Source organism: Streptomyces sp. NPDC058335 (genome assembly GCF_042723915.1).
In the GTDB taxonomy this organism is placed as follows: Bacteria; Actinomycetota; Actinomycetes; order Streptomycetales; family Streptomycetaceae; genus Streptomyces.
This window is the reverse complement of the sequence record NZ_JBHXHX010000006.1, coordinates 142,867-157,809: the sequence shown is the minus strand read 5'-3', so window position 1 is coordinate 157,809 and position 14,943 is coordinate 142,867. Positions and strand designations below refer to the sequence as shown.

At 71.6% G+C, this 14,943-nt stretch carries 14 protein-coding genes; 9 read left to right on the top strand and 5 right to left on the bottom strand.

From position 1 onward, the window contains the following. Nucleotides 1-32 precede the first annotated feature (32 nt). Nucleotides 33-1,646 carry a succinic semialdehyde dehydrogenase gene (locus ACFWJX_RS13245; RefSeq protein WP_383241183.1) on the top strand — a complete coding sequence of 538 codons (1,614 nt, stop codon included), beginning with the start codon at nucleotides 33-35 and terminating at the stop codon, nucleotides 1,644-1,646. A 29-nt stretch (nucleotides 1,647-1,675) separates the two neighbouring features. After that, nucleotides 1,676-3,553 carry a GMC oxidoreductase gene (locus ACFWJX_RS13240; protein ID WP_383241180.1) on the top strand — a complete coding sequence of 626 codons (1,878 nt, stop codon included), beginning with the start codon at nucleotides 1,676-1,678 and terminating at the stop codon, nucleotides 3,551-3,553. A gap of 77 nt (nucleotides 3,554-3,630) precedes the next feature. On the opposite strand, the gene ACFWJX_RS13235 is transcribed toward ACFWJX_RS13240, so the two are convergent. Further along, the gene (locus tag ACFWJX_RS13235) at nucleotides 3,631-4,293 is read right to left on the bottom strand and encodes an LPXTG cell wall anchor domain-containing protein (RefSeq protein ID WP_383241177.1); all 663 of its coding nucleotides are present in this window, start codon (nucleotides 4,291-4,293) and stop codon (nucleotides 3,631-3,633) included. A gap of 55 nt (nucleotides 4,294-4,348) precedes the next feature. Between ACFWJX_RS13235 and ACFWJX_RS13230 the strand changes: the two genes are divergently transcribed. Further along, entirely contained in the window at nucleotides 4,349-4,648 is a 300-nt protein-coding gene (locus tag ACFWJX_RS13230) for a hypothetical protein (RefSeq protein ID WP_383241174.1), read from the top strand. Nucleotides 4,649-5,445: 797 nt separating this feature from the next. Here the strand turns inward: ACFWJX_RS13230 and ACFWJX_RS13225 are convergent. Continuing rightward, nucleotides 5,446-5,856: a chorismate mutase gene (locus tag ACFWJX_RS13225; protein ID WP_383241172.1), complete on the bottom strand. Its 411-nt coding sequence runs from the start codon at nucleotides 5,854-5,856 to the stop codon at nucleotides 5,446-5,448. Nucleotides 5,857-5,968: 112 nt separating this feature from the next. On the opposite strand from ACFWJX_RS13225, the gene guaA reads away from it, so the two are divergent. Further along, nucleotides 5,969-7,549, top strand: coding sequence for a glutamine-hydrolyzing GMP synthase (guaA, locus tag ACFWJX_RS13220; protein ID WP_383241169.1), 1,581 nt, complete (start codon nucleotides 5,969-5,971; stop codon nucleotides 7,547-7,549). 15 nt (nucleotides 7,550-7,564) lie between these two features. Here guaA and ACFWJX_RS13215 read toward each other — a convergent pair whose 3' ends face one another. Further along, nucleotides 7,565-8,056, bottom strand: a complete 492-nt coding sequence (locus ACFWJX_RS13215) for a pyridoxamine 5'-phosphate oxidase family protein (RefSeq protein ID WP_383241166.1) — start codon at nucleotides 8,054-8,056, stop codon at nucleotides 7,565-7,567. A 130-nt stretch (nucleotides 8,057-8,186) separates the two neighbouring features. On the opposite strand from ACFWJX_RS13215, the gene ACFWJX_RS13210 reads away from it, so the two are divergent. From ACFWJX_RS13210 to ACFWJX_RS13200, 3 genes are all read left to right on the top strand, one after another. Then, nucleotides 8,187-8,981 carry a class II aldolase/adducin family protein gene (locus ACFWJX_RS13210; protein WP_383241164.1) on the top strand — a complete coding sequence of 265 codons (795 nt, stop codon included), beginning with the start codon at nucleotides 8,187-8,189 and terminating at the stop codon, nucleotides 8,979-8,981. A 174-nt stretch (nucleotides 8,982-9,155) separates the two neighbouring features. Next, complete coding sequence (locus tag ACFWJX_RS13205; RefSeq protein ID WP_383241161.1) at nucleotides 9,156-10,433, top strand: hypothetical protein; 1,278 nt, start codon at nucleotides 9,156-9,158, stop codon at nucleotides 10,431-10,433. Between the two features lie 149 nt (nucleotides 10,434-10,582). Continuing rightward, a complete protein-coding gene (locus ACFWJX_RS13200; protein ID WP_383241159.1) occupies nucleotides 10,583-11,116 on the top strand; it encodes a DoxX family protein in 534 nt (177 codons plus the stop codon). A 36-nt stretch (nucleotides 11,117-11,152) separates the two neighbouring features. On the opposite strand, the gene ACFWJX_RS13195 is transcribed toward ACFWJX_RS13200, so the two are convergent. Both ACFWJX_RS13195 and ACFWJX_RS13190 read right to left on the bottom strand, forming a co-directional pair. Beyond that, on the bottom strand, nucleotides 11,153-11,395 hold the full coding sequence (locus ACFWJX_RS13195; protein ID WP_383241156.1) for a hypothetical protein: 243 nt from the start codon (nucleotides 11,393-11,395) through the stop codon (nucleotides 11,153-11,155). Next, a complete protein-coding gene (locus ACFWJX_RS13190; protein ID WP_383241153.1) occupies nucleotides 11,382-12,737 on the bottom strand; it encodes a PspC domain-containing protein in 1,356 nt (451 codons plus the stop codon). Before ACFWJX_RS13190 ends, ACFWJX_RS13195 begins: the two co-directional genes overlap by 14 nt. Nucleotides 12,738-12,880: 143 nt before the next feature. Here ACFWJX_RS13190 and ACFWJX_RS13185 point away from each other — a divergent pair, with 143 nt between their 5' ends. Together ACFWJX_RS13185 and ACFWJX_RS13180 are read left to right on the top strand one after the other, a co-directional pair. After that, nucleotides 12,881-14,203: a PspC domain-containing protein gene (locus ACFWJX_RS13185; RefSeq protein ID WP_383241150.1), complete on the top strand. Its 1,323-nt coding sequence runs from the start codon at nucleotides 12,881-12,883 to the stop codon at nucleotides 14,201-14,203. Beyond that, on the top strand, nucleotides 14,203-14,943 hold the full coding sequence (locus ACFWJX_RS13180) for a LuxR C-terminal-related transcriptional regulator (protein WP_383241148.1): 741 nt from the start codon (nucleotides 14,203-14,205) through the stop codon (nucleotides 14,941-14,943). The genes ACFWJX_RS13185 and ACFWJX_RS13180 overlap by 1 nt, the downstream gene beginning before the upstream one ends.

Below are 14,943 nucleotides of genomic sequence, written 5' to 3'. Positions count from 1 at the left end.
AAAAGCCTTCCCCACGTCATACTCTGCGGCTCATGACGGACTCGCAGGCGCCGGAGAAGACCGGTACCAACCCCCTCGCCCCCACCCCCGCCGGCGCCCGCACCGCCGCCGACGTGGTCACCCCCCAGCTCGTCGCCCAGCTGACCAAGGGCGTCGTCGGTTCCGGGCGTACGGCGAACCACACGCCGTTCACCGGCGAGAAGCTCGCCGACCTGCCCGAGTCCACCCCCGAGGACGTACAGCGGGCGTTCACCGCGGCCCGTGCAGCGCAGGCGGTGTGGGAACAGGTGCCGGTGCGGGAACGGGCCGCGGTCCTGCTGCGCTTCCACGACCTGGTGCTCCAGCGTCAGGGCGAGGTCCTCGACCTGATCCAGCTGGAGACCGGCAAGGCGCGCCTGCACGCCCACGAGGAGGTGCAGGCGGTCGCGGTCGCCGCCCGCCACTACGGCCGCAAGGCCCCCTCCTACCTGCGGCCGAAGCGGCACGCGGGCGCGATGCCGACGCTGACGAAGGTCACCGAACTGCGCCACGCGCGCGGTGTCGTCGGCCAGATAGCCCCCTGGAACTACCCGCTCGAACTCTCCGTCGGCGACGCGCTGCCCGCGTTCGTCGCGGGCAACGCGGTCGTCATGAAGCCCGACACCGAGACCTGCCTCACCGCGCTGTGGGCCCGTGACCTGCTCATCGAGGCCGGGCTGCCCGCCGAGGTCTTCCAGGTCGTCATCGGCGAGGGCCCGGTCGTCGGCCCCGAGGTCGTCCGGCACGCCGACTATGTCTCCTTCACGGGCTCCACCCGCACCGGCCGTGAGGTCGCGCAGGGCGCCGCCGCCCGCCTGGTCGGCGTCTCCCTCGAACTCGGCGGCAAGAACGCCATGCTGATCCTGGCGGACGCCGACGTGGAGAAGGCCGCCGCCGGTGCGGTCCGCGCCTGCTTCTCCTCCGCCGGCCAGCTCTGCATCTCCATCGAGCGGTTGTACGTCCACGAGTCGATCGCCGACGCCTTCCTGGAGCGCTTCGCCGCCCGCACGAAGGCCATGCGCCTCGGCACCTCCCTCGCGTACGGCGCCGACATGGGCTCCCTCGTCGGCGAACGCCAGCTGGAGACCGTGTCCCGGCATGTGGAGGAGGCCGTCGCCAAGGGCGCCAAGGTCGTCGCCGGCGGGGTCGCCCGCCCCGACATCGGCCCGTACTTCTTCGAGCCGACGATCCTCGACGGCGTGACGGAACCCATGTCCGTCTGCGGCGAGGAGACCTTCGGCCCGGTCGTCTCGATCTACCGCTTCACGACGGAGGACGAGGCCGTCGACCTCGCCAACTCCACGCCGTACGGCCTGAACTCCTCGGTCTGGACGAAGGACGGCCGCCGCGGCCGCGCGGTCGCCGCCCGCCTGCGCACCGGCACCGTCAACGTCAACGAGGGCTACGCGCCCGCCTACGGCAGCGTCCAGTCGCCCATGGGCGGCATGAAGGAGTCCGGCCTCGGCCGCCGCCACGGTTCCGAGGGCATCCTGAAGTACACGGAGGCCCAGACGGTGGCCCAGCAGCGGCTGCTGCCGATGGCGCCGTCCCTGGGGATGGACGACGAGAAGTACGCGGAGTTCATGAGCCGCAGCCTGCGCCTGATGAAGGCGTTCCGCTTCCGCTAGACAGCACCCGTTCTCAACGAGGAGAGCACGTGTCACAGGAGAACTCCGCCCAGATCCAGGACGAGGACGGACCGGGCCGCCAGGACGCCGACGCCCACGTCACTGCCGTGGACGACGCCATGGACGACGCCATCGACGCCGCCTACGACTACGACGTCATCGTCGTGGGATCCGGCTTCGGCGGTTCGGTCACCGCGCTCCGCCTCACGGAGAAGGGGTACCGGGTCGGCGTCCTCGAGGCCGGCCGCCGGTTCACCCGCGAGTCGCTCCCGAAGAACTCCTGGGACCTGAAGAACTACCTCTGGGCCCCCAAGCTCGGTATGTACGGCATCCAGCGCATCCATCTGCTGGGCAACGTCATGGTGCTGGCCGGCGCGGGCGTAGGCGGTGGCTCCCTCAACTACGCCAACACCCTGTACGTCCCGCTGAAGCCCTTCTTCGACGACCCGCAGTGGCGGCACATCACGGACTGGCAGGAGGAGCTGGCCCCCTACTACGACCAGGCCAAACGCATGCTCGGCGTGCGCCTCAACCCGACGATGACCCCGTCCGACGTGCACCTGAAGGCGGCGGCCGAGCGGATGGGCGTGGGCGACACCTTCCACATGGCGCCGGTGGGCGTGTTCTTCGGGGACGGTCAGGACGCCGACGGGTCGGTCACGGCACGGCCGGGCGAGCAGGTGGCGGACCCCTACTTCGGCGGCGCGGGCCCCGCCCGCAATGCCTGCAACGAGTGCGGCGAGTGCATGACCGGCTGCCGGCGCGGCGCGAAGAACACCCTCAACGAGAACTACCTCTACCTCGCCGAGAAGGCGGGCGCCGTCGTCCACCCCCTCACCACGGTCGTGTCGGTCACCGACGACTCACGCGGCGGGTACGCGGTGGCGACCCTCCCGACCGACGGCCGCCGCAGGGCGAGCGGGCGCACCTTCACGGCCCGCCGGGTCGTCCTCGCCGCCGGCACCTACGGCACCCAGACCCTGCTGCACCGCATGAAGGCGGGCCACCAACTGCCGTACCTCTCCGACAAGCTCGGTGAGCTGACCCGCACCAACTCGGAGGCGCTGGTCGGCGCCCAGACCGACGACCGCCGCTACCGCAGGGCGACCGGACAGGCGAAGGCCGACTTCACGCGCGGGGTCGCCATCACGTCCTCGATCCACCCGGACCCCGTCACCCACATCGAGCCGGTCCGCTACGGCAAGGGCTCCAACTCGATGGGCAGCCTGTCGATCCTCCAGGTGCCGTACGCGGAAGGCTCGTCGCGGGTGGCCGGCTGGCTGGCGAACGCCGCCCGCCATCCCGTTCTCGTGCTGCGCTCCCTCTCCAACCGCCGCTGGTCGGAGAAGACCATCATCGGCCTGGTCATGCAGTCCCTGGACAACTCGCTGACGACGTATCTGAAACCCTCGGGCGTGGGCAGGGGGCTGCTCACCGCGCGCCAGGGACACGGCAGCCCCAATCCCAAGCAGATCAAGGCGGCCTCGGAGGCGGCCACCGCGATCGCCGCCGACATCAACGGCTTCGCCGGCTCCAACGTGGGCGAGCTGATGGGCACCCCGCTCACCGCGCACTTCCTCGGCGGCTGCCCCATCGGTGACTCGCGCGAGACCGGCGTCATCGACCCGTACCACCGCCTCTACGGCCACCCGGGCATCTCGGTCGTGGACGGCGCGGCCGTCTCGGCGAACCTTGGTGTGAACCCGTCCCTGACGATCACGGCCCAGGCCGAGCGCGCGATGTCGTACTGGCCGAACAAGGGCGAGCAGGACCCGCGCCCCGCGCAGGGAGCGGCGTACGAGCGTCTGAAGCCGGTGGAGCCGCGTGACCCGGTGGTCCCGGCGGAGGCGTTCGCGGCGCTGCGGCTGCCGTTCCTGGGCATGCCGACGGTGCCGCCGAAGAAGTAGCGGGACATGAAAAAGGGACCTGCGCCCCCCTCCGAGCGCAGGTCCCTCTTCCCGGTGGCCCTAAGGCCGGTTCAGGCCTACGCCTGTGTCCTGCGGCGGCGCGCGGTGAACACCGCGCCCGCACCGGCGACGACCGCGACCCCGCCGACGAGCCCGATCATCGGCAGAGCCGATCCGGAGCCGGTCTCGGCGAGGCTGCCGGTCGCGGGGATCTCCTTGGCGCCACCCTGCGGCTGCTTGCCGCCCGCGGGAGCCTTGCCGTCGCCCGGCTTTGCCTCACCCGGGTCGTCGTTGCCGCTGCCGGGCTTGAGCACGGTGAACTCGTAGAGCGCGAAGGAGCTGTGTACGCAGTTCTTCTCCGAGTCGACGTAGCCGCCGAGGCCCAGGGTGAAGCCGTCACCGGCCGGGGCCTTCGCGGTGATGTCGACGCGCAGCTTGATGTCGACGGTCTCCTTGGGGCCGAGTTCCGTCTGGCCGAAGTAGAAGCCGTTGCCGAACTCGTCCGCGATCGAGTCCCAGGCCTTGGTCGCCGGGTCGTAGTACTCGATCTTGGCGTAGGTGCTCAGCCAGGTCCGCTCGTCGTCGCTCATCGAGTCGTTGTCGACTGCCGCGAGCCACTGCACGGTGCCCAGAGCCTTGTCGCTGTGGTTGGCGGCGGTGAGAGTGAAGGGGTGGCGGCCGCTGCCCGCCACGATCTTGCCGGGCAGGCCGGACACGGACAGCTCCAGCTGGGAGTCCACGTCGACGCCGTCCTCGTCGACCGGACAGTCGTCGGGGAACTCCGACGGCTCCCCGGTGGGCGACGAGGACGCGGACGACGACGCGGAAGCCGACGCCGTCCCCTGTGAGGCGGACGCGGAGGCCGAGCCCGACGCGGACTCGGAGGCGGACGCGGACTCGGACGCGGAGGCGGATTCCGAGGAACTCGCCGAGTCGGACGGCGAGGCGGAGGTGCTCTCGGACGACGACGCGCTCGGCGAGGCGCTCTCCTCCGCGAAGGCGCCCGGCGCCGACAGCAGGGCCAGCGGCGCGAGAACGGCGGTCGCGGCCATGGTGACCATGGCCCGGCGGAGCTTCATGAAAAGACCTCGATGATTCCGGTGCGTCGCGACAGCAAGGCCGCGACGCGGTTGAGGAGGCCTTCCGCATGGGGGAGCGGCTTATGGCCCTGAGTTCGCTACGTGTGACTGGCGAAGCCTGTGAAGAGTTGCCCTCTCTTCACAGACTCTTTATGTGGCATACGTCACAGGGTGCGGGCCCGTGCGAGCGTCCGTCGCGCCCACCGGGCGGCCCCGTGACCCCGGGCACGACGAAGGGCCCCGCGGGACGGATCCGCGAGGCCCTTCTTTATCGTCAGCACCGGCGTCAGGGCAGCGCCGGTGCCTGTGGAGCGGCGCCGGGGGGTCGCGCCGCTGGCTTGTCGAGCGCCCGTGTCCGCGCCGGGTGGCCGCCGGGGCGCACGCGGGGCGTGCGACTGGTCTGAACCTTTGGCGGTCGGTGGGGGCGTAACGCCGCACAGCAGGTCAAAGCAGGTCAAGGTGGTGCAATGCCATTGTCCCCGGCGGGACTTGGGGCTTTCTACGCATCGTGCTGGATGAACGCGGCGCCCGCAACCGTTTGACCCAGCCCTTACGTTTTTTGACTTTTCCGCCGGCCGGCCCCGAGCGTCCCCGGGGCCGGCCGTTCTCATGGGTGACCGGGCTGCTGTCCCCTGCCGTCCGGTCACATCCCCGGAGCGAGGTCCCACGGCGCACGGCACGATCCGTACGCCTCATCGCTCCAGTGAGCCACGCGTGGTTCTTCCGGGCCCGCCCCTGGCTGGAACGGACATCGGGACCAACGAAGCCGTCAGCGGCCGGTCACGCGCCGTACGAGTGAGAGGAGCACCGAACTCAGATGCGACCCCGGCAGAGTTCGAGGAGCGTCATGGCGAGGGACGTACCGGGCTTGCCGAGAGCCTGCCGGTAGTGGTCGAGGATCTCCATCTCGCGGGACAGGTTCACGCGCCGGCCGCCGGAGGTGATCCGGGCCTCCTGGATCACTGCGGACACGGCGACCCGTTCCTGGATGAGACCGATGATCCGGTCGTCGAGCGCGTCGATGCGGTCACGCGCGCCGGTGATCACGCCGGCCGCCTCGGGGGTACGGGCGCCGGTCACGTCGGTGGCGGTCATGGGGGCTCCTGTGTGGTGGGTGCGGATGCCCCGGAGCGACCTGGCCCGGAGGGAAACGACAGGCGCCCCGGGCCTTGTCGGCCCGGGGCGCCTGGGAAGTCGCTGCGTCAGCTCAAGCAGCACGACCATGGCAGCCGGCGGGCCGGTACCCACCTCGGTAGAAGTGACGGGACCGGTCCCACGCCCACCTCGGTAGAATTGGACAGCACAGAGACCCCGCCCAAACCGCCGGAAGGCCCCCGTGTCATCAGCGACTCCTACTGCCGCCGCCCCCGACACCGTCCTGGTCGTCGACTTCGGCGCGCAGTACGCCCAGCTCATCGCCCGTCGAGTCCGCGAGGCCCGGGTCTACAGCGAGATCGTGCCGAGCACCACGCCGGTCGCCGAGATGCTCGCCAAGAACCCGGCGGCGATCATCCTCTCCGGCGGTCCCTCGTCCGTCTACGAGGAGGGCGCCCCCCGCCTCGACCGTGAGCTGTTCGAGGCCGGCGTCCCCGTCTTCGGCATGTGCTACGGCTTCCAGCTGATGGCGCAGACCCTCGGCGGCACCGTCGACAACACCGGCGCCCGCGAGTACGGCCGTACCGAACTGCACGTCTCCCGCTCGTCCTCCACCCTCTTCGAGGGCACCCCGGGCGAGCAGGCCGTGTGGATGTCGCACGGCGACGCCTGCTCCGCCGCCCCCGAGGGCTTCTCCGTCACGGCCTCCACGGACGTCGTCCCGGTCGCCGCCTTCGAGAACGACGACAAGAAGCTCTACGGCGTCCAGTACCACCCCGAGGTCATGCACTCCACGCACGGCCAGCAGGTCCTGGAGCACTTCCTCTACCGCGGCGCGGGTCTCAGCCCGGACTGGACCACGGGCAACGTCATCGAGGAGCAGGTCGCCGCCATCCGCGAGCAGGTCGGCGACCGACGCGCCATCTGCGGCCTCTCCGGCGGCGTCGACTCCGCCGTGGCCGCCGCCCTGGTGCAGAAGGCCATCGGATCCCAGCTGACCTGCGTCTACGTCGACCACGGCCTCATGCGCAAGGGCGAGACCGAGCAGGTCGAGAAGGACTTCGTGGCCGCCACCGGCGTCCAGCTGAAGGTCGTCGACGCGGAGGAGCGCTTCCTCAACGCCCTCAAGGGGGTCTCCGACCCCGAGGAGAAGCGGAAGATCATCGGCCGCGAGTTCATCCGCGTCTTCGAGCAGGCCCAGGCGGAGATCATCGCCGACGAGGGCCCCGAGGTCGCGTTCCTGGTCCAGGGCACCCTGTACCCGGACGTCGTCGAGTCCGGCGGCGGCACCGGCACCGCCAACATCAAGTCCCACCACAACGTGGGCGGGCTGCCCGAGGACCTCGAGTTCCAGCTGATCGAGCCGCTGCGCAAGCTGTTCAAGGACGAGGTCCGCATGGTCGGCCAGGAACTCGGCCTGCCGGAGGAGATCGTCCAGCGCCAGCCGTTCCCCGGCCCCGGCCTGGGCATCCGGATCGTCGGCGAGGTCACCAAGGACCGCCTCGACCTGCTCCGCGACGCCGACGCGATCGCGCGCGAGGAACTGACGGCGGCCGGCCTGGACCGCGAGATCTGGCAGTGCCCGGTGGTCCTGCTCGCCGACGTCCGCAGCGTGGGCGTCCAGGGCGACGGCCGCACCTACGGCCACCCGATCGTCCTGCGCCCGGTCTCCTCCGAGGACGCCATGACGGCCGACTGGTCGCGCCTGCCGTACGACGTCCTCGCGAAGATCTCCACCCGGATCACCAACGAGGTGCGGGACGTCAACCGGGTCGTCGTCGACGTGACCTCGAAGCCGCCGGGCACCATCGAGTGGGAGTAGGCCCCTCCAGCGGGGTCAGGTCCGCTTGAGAGTCCGCACCGGCTCTCCGGGCTTCCAGACCTGGGCGACGAGATACGTGTCGTCCTCGACGTAGGTCCGCACGACCTCCGTCAACTCGGTGCGGAAGAGGTGGAACGGCTGCGGCGGTTCCACCTCTTTCACGTATCCGCCCCTCGCCTCCCCGTCCTCGACCTCTACGGCCCGCCCGCTGATCCGGACGTCCCCGCCGCCCATCCCGGTGCCCTCGCCCGGGTTGGCCTGGAGCGAGAAACGGCCGTCGCGGCGCAGGTCCAGGACCTTGAGCGAGCCCGGCATCATGCCGAGCCACAGCTCACCGTCCAGGAAACGGACCTCCAGGCCGCTGGTGCGCGGGGAACCGTCCTTGCGCAGGGTCGCGAGAACGTGGTGGGTGAAGGCCCCGAAACGGTCCTCGACGATCCGCGCGAAATCCGGCTCCGCCCCGGCGAACGCCGCCCAGTTCACTGCTGTCGTACGACTTGCTGTCATACGGCGAGTGTGGCGCCGATACCCGACATCTCATGTCCGGTATCACAGGGTCTTCTGCGTGACGGCTCTGCCCTTTTCCGCCGACCGGAGGTAACTTCCGCCCGTAACGCATCCCAGTGCTGGAGGACCGATGCACGGGCCCACGTCACCCGCCCCGCTGCCCACCGACCGGCTGCGGTTCGTCATGCCGCCGACACACGAATCGGTCGAGGACGAGCGCCGGCATCGCAAGGAACGGCTCGCGGGCGCCGTGCGGATCTTCGGCCGGCACGGCTTCGAGGACGGGGTCTCCGGGCACATCACCGCCCGCGACCCCGAGTACAGCGACTGCTTCTGGGTCAACCCGTTCGGCATGCCCTTCAAACACGTCACCGTGAGCGACCTCGTCCTCGTCAACGCCGACGGGCAGGTCGTCGAGGGCCGCTATCACGTCAACCAGGCCGCGTTCACCGTGCACGCGCAGGTGCACGCCGCCCGCCCGGACGTCGTAGCCGTCGCCCACTGCCACTCCGTCCACGGCCGCGCACTCGCCGCCCTCGGCGAACTGATCGACCCGATCACCCAGGAGAGCTGCGCCTTCTACGAGGACATCGCGCTGTACGACGCCTACACGGGCGTCGCCGTCGACGCCGAGGAGGGCCGGCGCATCGCCGCCGCGCTCGGCAGCCGCAAGGCACTGGTGCTGCGCAACCACGGCCCGCTGACCGTGGGCGACTCGGTGGACGCGGCGGCCTGGTGGTTCCTGTCGATGGAACGCTCCAGCCAGGTCCAGCTCACCGCCCGCGCCGCCGGCCGGCCCGTCCTGATCGAGCACAAGGCGGCGGTGGCGACCCGGGAACAGCTCGGCGGCGACCTGGTGGCGTGGATCAACTACCAGCCCCTGTGGCAGGACATCAGCCGCAGCGAACCGGACCTGCTCAGCTAGCCGCGTCAACACGGCAACCTCGGATTCACCCGCTCTGACCAGACCTGCCGGAGCACGACGGTGTGCCGTAGGGCACAATTCGCTGTCGTCGCAGGGCAGTTGTTCACAAGATCGGTGGGCCGGTTTCACGGGGGTCACCGGCCGTACGGGTAGCGGGGAAGGCAGGCGTCGGCAGTGGCGGTGCAGGAGGCGAGACAAGGCCCGGAGCCGGGTGCGCACGACGGTGGCTGCGCCTGCGGGGACTGCCCGCACGGGGCGCGAGAGGGGCACCGGCGGGCGGTCGCCGCCTTCCTGGTGAAGCGGGACGAGTTCGCCGCCGGACAGGGACTTCCCGCCGCCGTCGCCCACTCCGCCTCGGCCTCCCGCCAATGGGTCTCGGAGGAACTCACCCAGTCCGCCGAACTCGTCGCCGAACGCGGCCGCGCCGAGGGGGAGTCCTGGCTGAGCCGTGTGTGGCAGCGCACGGCCTGCACGATGGGGGCCGCCGTCGTCGCCCTGCTGCTCGTGCAGTCCCTGACCGCGATCGGCGCCGGCTGGACCACGGCCCGCACCGCCGGACTGCTCGCCGCGCTCCTCGTCGGCGGCGCCCTGACCGCCGCCTCCTGGCTCCACCGGGCGCGCGGCGGGGCGCTGGCCCCCGTGATCGGCGAGGACAACCGCCTCTCCACCTCCCGCGTGGTCGCCGCCGCCTGGGTACTGTTCGTGGCGTACGCGGTGCTGGTCCTGGTGGGCCGGCTGGCGGCCGCCTCCGGACCCGCCGAGCGGGACGCCCTGATCTCCGGGCTCGACCTCGCACGCGGTGCCGGCGCGGTCACCGTCCTCGCCGTGGTCTGCGCGATCGCCGTGCTGGTGCGGCGCGTGGTCGGTCTGCGCGTCCTCGGCCAGCGGCTCCAGAAGGTCCGCGCGCACCGGCCCCGGGCGGCCGACCTCCTCACCGACGACGCCGGCCGCGGCACCTTCGCCGACATCCAGTACGTCGTGATCAGCGCCGTCGCCCTGGCCTTCGCCGCCGTACGCCTCGCCCGCCGCCCCGACCAGCTCCCCGATCTGCCCTGGGGCCTCGCCGTGGTCGTCCTGGTGTCGGCCGCGACCTACCTCGCCGGAAAGTACGCCGAGGGCGGGCGGCCCGTGATCCTCTCCGTCGTCCGCTCCCGCGAGGCGGGCGACCTGGACGGCCCGATCCGCACCGGCGACGACATCGAGATCCGCGGCGCCGGATTCGTGCCGCCCGGCGCGCAGACCGCCGACCGCCTCTCCCGCATGGTCGTCCGCATCGGCGCCGTCCATGTCCACGTCCCCCTCGTTCCGGTCGCGGGCGGCTTCAGCAACCCCACCGACGCGGTCCTCACCGTCCCGGTCCCGGCGGAGGTCGAGCCCGGCCGAGTGGAGGTACAGGTGATCACCGCGGCCGGCGTGGAGACGAACCGCTACGCGATCGACGTGACGGACTGAGACGCGCGGGACCGGACAGCGCGGGAATGGGACGCGCGGTGCGGGAAAGAGATGTCCCCAGACCTGACCGGCCATTGAGCGCACCGCTCCTTTCGTACGTATGGTCTGTCGAGGGGTCCACCGATGCGGGCGAGAGGCGGCTACGGGCGATGACTCACGGCATGCGAACGGACACGCATTCCCCCTATCTCGACGGCGACCGCGGCAACTGGCGGGACACCGCCACCCGCTACGCCCTCCTCCCGCTCCGCGTGTTCCTCGGCATCACCTTCATCTACGCCGGCCTGGACAAGCTCACCGACGGCGCCTTCCTCAAGGACAGCGGCGCCGGCTCGATCGGCGACACCATGCGGGCCGTGCGGGACTCCTCGGCCATCCCCGCCCTGGTCGACCTCTCCCTGAAGAGCCCCACCGGCTTCGGCTACGCCATGGCCTTCGGTGAACTCGCCGTCGGCATCGGCACCCTGCTGGGTGTCCTCACCCGCCTCGCCGCCCTCGGCGGCGCGCTGATCTCCCTCAGCCTGTGGCTGACCGTGAGCTGGGCCTCCGACCCGTACTACTACGGCAACGACCTCGCCTACCTCATGGCCTGGCTGCCGCTCGTCCTCGCCGGTGCCCCTGTGCTCTCCCTGGACGCCGCCTGGCGCTCCAGGAGGCGACAGCGGTCCGGAGGCTTCCGGTAGGGGCCGTGCGGGTCACGACACGGCCCACCCCTGGAGTCACGCCCCCGCCCCCGCTGCTGTCTCCGCGGGGGCGCCCGGCTTTCCGGCCCGGCGTCTGCGGACCGCGCGGGTCACGAGGCCGGTGACGGCCGCCAGGAAGAGGCCGGCCACGACCACCGGTATGACGGCGAACCAGGGCGTCTCCCAGAGGCCGCCCGCGTCGCCCGCGTAGATCACGCCCGCGAGGACGAAGGCGGCGCCGGCGATCAGCCGGCCCGGCCGGAACTCATGACGCAGCACGGGCCACCTCCGCCTGTCCCGCCCCGACCTGGAGGTCGAGGTCGATCGTCCCGGTGTCCTTGCCGCCGGACACGGGGGACAAGGTCACCTCCTTGTGCTTGCCCGGCTCCACGTCCACGTCCTTCTGGTTCTCGCCCGGCAGCTGGATGTCGCCCAGGCCCACGTCGATCCGGACGTTCACCGTCACGTCCCGCGGCACGATCACCCGCAGCCGGCCGAGCCCGACCTCGGCGTTGGTGCTCACCGTCTGGCCCTTGGCAGGCTTGAGCCCGGACAGGTCCAGGGTGGCGTCGCCCGTGCCGAGGTCATAGCTCTCCCGGACGTCGGCGACCGCCGTGGGTCTCCACGTCGTGTCGATCCAGCGCGTGCCGACGTCCTTGGGGACCAAGGTCGAGCCGGCGAGCAGGCCTGCCGTGACGAGCGCCAGCAACACCGACCCGGCTCCCGTACGCCCCAGCAGCGAGCTGACCGCGATGCCCACGCCGAGCACGATCAGCACGGCGGACAGACCGGCCTGGAGGCTGGTGCCCAGCGGATGCCCGTCCCAGGTGAGCCGGGTCGCCAGGCCGCCCGCGACCAGGGCGAGCAGGAAGGACCAGCCGCCGATCCAGCGCGGGCCGCGCGGCCGGGGTGCCCGGCTGTACGGGGTGCGTATGTCCTCGCGGTGGTCCGTGTGCCCGATGAGGTCGACGTTGATGGAGGACACGAAGTCCGGGGCGTGGGAATCGCCGGGGCCCCACAGATATCCCGTGCCGCCGTCGTGGGTGCCGTCCTTGACGATGGGGTCGCGCCACCAGGACGGGTAGGCGGCCGGGACCGGTGGCGCCTGGGCCTCCGGCGGAGCGTCGGCGACGGCCTGGGCGGCGAGCGGGTCGGCGTCGGAGGCCTCCCGGTGCCGCGACCAGTAGCCGGCGCCGGCCAGCAGGAGGGAGAGGACGACGGCGAAGGTGAGGACACCGCCGTTCCTGAGCATCGACAGGAACACCCCGCAGCCGACCAGCGCGAACAGCACGGCCGCGAGGGCCTGGCCGTCGACCCGGCCGGTCAGCAGCTTGCGCACCTCGTTCTGGCCGTCGTCGGTGTAGGGGACCAGCAGCCAGGCGAAGCCGTAGAAGATGAGGCCGATGCCGCCGGTCGCGGAGAGCACGGCGAGCGTGATCCGGAAGATCACCGGGTCCATGTCGCACTGCCGCCCGAGCCCCGAGCACACGCCGGCGAGCATCTTGTGCTCGCGGTCGCGGCGGAACCGGTGCGGCGGGTGCTCGCCGGCGGGCGGGACGGCCGCGTCGGGTGCGGTGCTCCCGCCCGGTCCGGTGTCCGCGGCGTGCTGGTGATCCGTCATGGCTCCATGGTGGCGGGCGGAAGGCCCCGGCGGCAGTCGGAACGACCCTGGTCGGACCCTGATATCGGCCCTGAGCCGACGCCCGGGAGGCGTTCGAGCTGTGGGGCCGTCGAAGATCAGGGGCGTCTCGGGGGCAAACCCTGATGCCCCTGGCGTGGGGCCGTGTGACCATCGTTGGCATGCCGGAAGCCGCAACAGCGCCACTCGCCGAACCGCGGCCGCCGCGCAAGCTCTACCGCAGCGGTGACGGACGCTGGCTGGGTGGTGTGGCGCGGGGGCTCGCCGGACATCTCGGGCTGCCCGTGATCTGGGTGCGGCTCGTCTTCGTCGGCCTGTTCATGGCGGACGGCCTCGGCGCTCTGCTCTACGCGGCCTTCTGGTTCTTCGTCCCGCTCGGCATCGGTGGAGTCGGCGGCCAGCGGCCCCCCTCCCTCGCCGCCACCGCGACCGGGCCCGACGGGCGCCGCAGACTCGTCACCCGCAAGCCCGACAAGGGCCAGATCGTCGCCCTGCTCCTCATGGTCGTCGTCGCCATGGTCTTCGTCGGCAATGTGAACCTGGGCAGTGGAGCCAAGGCGTATCTCCTGCCCGCCGTGCTCGTCGGTGCGGGCGTCGCCCTCGTCTGGCGTCAGGCGGACAACGCCCGGCGGGCCCGCTGGGTCGAGGCCGGCCGCAGACGCCGCACGCTCACGCTGCTGCGCGCGGGCGCCGGGGTCCTGCTGGTCACCGCCGGCGTCTCCGGCATCTTCGTCCTCCAGGGCTCCGCCGCCCACCTCGGCTCGGTCCTCCAGGCGGCCCTCGCCGTCCTGGTCGGCATCACCCTGCTCGCCGGGCCATATCTGGTGCGCATGACGCAGGACCTGTCGGAGGAGCGTCTGATGCGTATCCGCGCCCAGGAGCGCGCGGAGGTCGCCGCCCATGTGCACGACTCGGTGCTGCACACCCTGACCCTGATCCAGCGCAACGCGGAGAACGCGAGCGAGGTGCGCCGCCTCGCCCGCGCCCAGGAGCGCGACCTGCGCACCTGGCTGTACAAGCCGGAGGGCACCGGCAAGGAAGAGGCGGACGAGCCCACCACCCTCGCCGACGCGGTCCGGCGCAATGCCGCCGAGGTGGAGGACAAGCACGGCGTCCCCCTGGAGGTCGTGGTCGTCGGCGACTGCCCGCTCGACGAGCGGCTGACGGCACAGATGCAGGCCGCGCGCGAAGCGATGGTGAACGCCGCCAAGTACGGTGGCGAGGGCGGCGCCGTACAGGTCTACGCCGAGGTCGAGGGCAGGACGGTCTTCGTGTCCGTCCGGGACCGCGGTCCCGGCTTCGACCTCGACTCGATACCCGCCGACCGGATGGGCGTCAGAGAATCGATCATCGGCCGCATGGAGCGCAACGGCGGCACGGCGCGGCTGCGGGCGGTCCCGGGCGGCGGCACGGAGGTCGAGCTGGAGATGGAGAGGGCGGAGAAGTGATGAGCGACCCGACCGAGACGAACGGCACGGCAGGGGCGGCCCCCGCGGCGGACCCGGGGCACGGCGAGGGCGGCGCCGGACGGCACGTGCGCGTGGTCCTCGTCGACGACCACCGCATGTTCCGCACCGGGGTGCAGGCCGAGATCGGCCGGACCGAGGAGACCGGTGTGGAGGTCGTCGGCGAGGCCGCCGACGTCGACCAGGCGGTCACCGTCATCACCGCGACCCGGCCCGAGGTCGTCCTCCTCGACGTCCATCTGCCGGGCGGCGGAGGCGTCGAAGTGCTGCGCCGCTGTGCCCCGCTGATGAGCGACCCCGAGCGGCCCGTGCGCTTCCTCGCCCTGTCCGTCTCGGACGCCGCGGAGGACGTGATCGGCGTGATCCGCGGCGGCGCCCGCGGCTATGTCACCAAGACGATCACCGGCACCGACCTGGTCGACTCCGTCTTCCGGGTCCAGGACGGCGACGCGGTGTTCTCGCCGCGGCTCGCCGGGTTCGTCCTGGACGCCTTCGCCTCCACCGACGCCCCGCCGGTCGACGAGGACCTCGACCGCCTCACTCAGCGCGAGCGCGAGGTGCTGCGCCTCATCGCCCGCGGTTACGCCTACAAGGAGATCGCCAAGCAGCTGTTCATCTCCGTGAAGACGGTCGAGTCCCATGTCTCGGCGGTCCTGCGCAAGCTCCAGCTGTCCAACCGCCACGAGCTGACCCGCTGGGCGACGGCACGCCGGCTGGTGTGA